The organism is Mesorhizobium sp. M1409, from assembly GCF_040317535.1.
Taxonomy (GTDB): Bacteria; Pseudomonadota; Alphaproteobacteria; order Rhizobiales; family Rhizobiaceae; genus Mesorhizobium.
The window spans coordinates 1-1602 of record NZ_JAMYKV010000143.1 but is presented as its reverse complement, the minus strand read 5'-3'; the positions used below and the strand labels follow the sequence as shown (position 1 = coordinate 1602).

The 1602-nt window shown below is 64.5% G+C and carries 1 protein-coding gene; it reads right to left on the bottom strand.

What is annotated here, in order from left to right; all coding sequences use genetic code 11:
• Nucleotides 1–135: 135 nt before the first annotated feature.
• A complete protein-coding gene (locus NKG99_RS35710; RefSeq protein ID WP_352874162.1) occupies nt 136–1482 on the bottom strand; it encodes an IS5 family transposase in 1347 nt (448 codons plus the stop codon).
• Nucleotides 1483–1602 lie beyond the last annotated feature (120 nt).

The window sequence follows — 1602 nt, the reverse complement described above, 5'->3', positions numbered from 1 at the left end:
TCGACACCAAATCTTCTCAGACAGGGGCCTCCTCAGGCCAGACCCGCGCATCAGCTACCGCGGCAGCGGTTTAGTTCAATCAGATTTGCACGCCTAAGGGAATCCCAAGCCGATTCAGTCTCATTTCATCCCGCTCTAAGCGGCGAGCGGCTTGGGCCGGAGTTGAAGCCGAGCGATCAAGAGGGACAAAAAAACCTTCAGCCACCTGAGCAGGAGGGAGAAGTTGTAGCCGGCGGCGGCCAGGATGGCGTTGACGGCGTCGCCGTGCTGGCCGGCGAGGTAGTTGCGGCCCATGCGGTGCTCGGCCTTGATGTGGCCGATCACCGGCTCGACCGCCGACCGCCGCCGCATCTGGCGTTTGATGGCCGGAGTGACGCGGCGTTTCTGGCCGCTTGTGAAGACCCTGAACCTGTGGCTCTGGGGTGCGTTGTGGCCGCGATAGCCGGCGTCGGCGAGGATGCGGCCGATCTGGTTGCCGATGGTCTCTTCCATGTCGGGGATGACGCTTGCCAGCGTGTGGCCGTCATAGGGATTGCCGGGCAGTGCTTTTGCATGCAGAGCGAACTGACCACCCTTGGAGCGCTTCAGCGTGGTGGCCACCGACACCTTCACTCCGAACTCGTAGGGCATGTGCGCCTTGCCCTTGCCGATGCATTCCACCTCGTGCGCGTGCAGGCTGTAGATCTTGCGGCCGCGCTGACGCTGACGCTGCTCGAGAACGGTGGCGGCCTGGTAGAGCGGCCAGTTGAAGCGCGCGTCCAGCCTCGCATCGCCGGCGACCTGGCGACCGATGTCGCGGATGGTCCGGCCGAGGTAGGTGTTAAGCCTGCGCAGCGCCTTGTTGGCCCGCTTGAACTGCTTGGCGTGGGCATAGCGCTGGTGCTTGATCAGCGCCAGCTTGCCGACCCGCACATAGGTCCGGCGCAAATTGAGCCCCGTCCTCTTGGCCAGCCGCACCAGCCGCTCGCGCGCCCGGTGGATGAGCTTGGCGTCGGTCGGGAACACCACGTTCTTCGGCTGCACGGTTGTGTCGACGATCACCTGGCGCGTGTCGGACGGCTTCATCGCCCCGGTCTTGACCGCGAGGCTGAGGCTTTCCTGCAAGAGCGCCGCGATCCGCTCCTCGCCCATGCGGCTGCGCCAGCGCGTCATCGACGAGCGATCGAACGGCAGCGCGTGGCAGAAGAATTCCTCGCCGCAAAGATACTGGAAGTAGGGGTTCTCCACCCAGCGCTCGCACAGCACCTCGTCCGACAGGTTGAAAGTGTGCTTGAGGATGGCCAGCCCTGCCATCAGCCGGGTCGGCAGCGGCGGCATGCCGGGGCCGTCCGAATAGACGGCGCCGAAACGCTCCTCCAGCACCGGCCAGTCAATCGCCAGCGCCAGCCGCACCAGCTCGTGCTTCATATTGATGATCTGATCGAGCCTGGAGCGGAACAGATCCTGCTTTCCCGTCTCGCGCTTCTCGCGTGGCCTGGACATTCGCCGTCCCCTCGATTCGCCGCCGCCGAACCAAGTGAATCTGGAGGGTTCTGTGTGGTCGCGGGCGCGATTGGGCGGGCACGCACGGGTCGCGACTACATTGAAGCCTGATTGAACTGA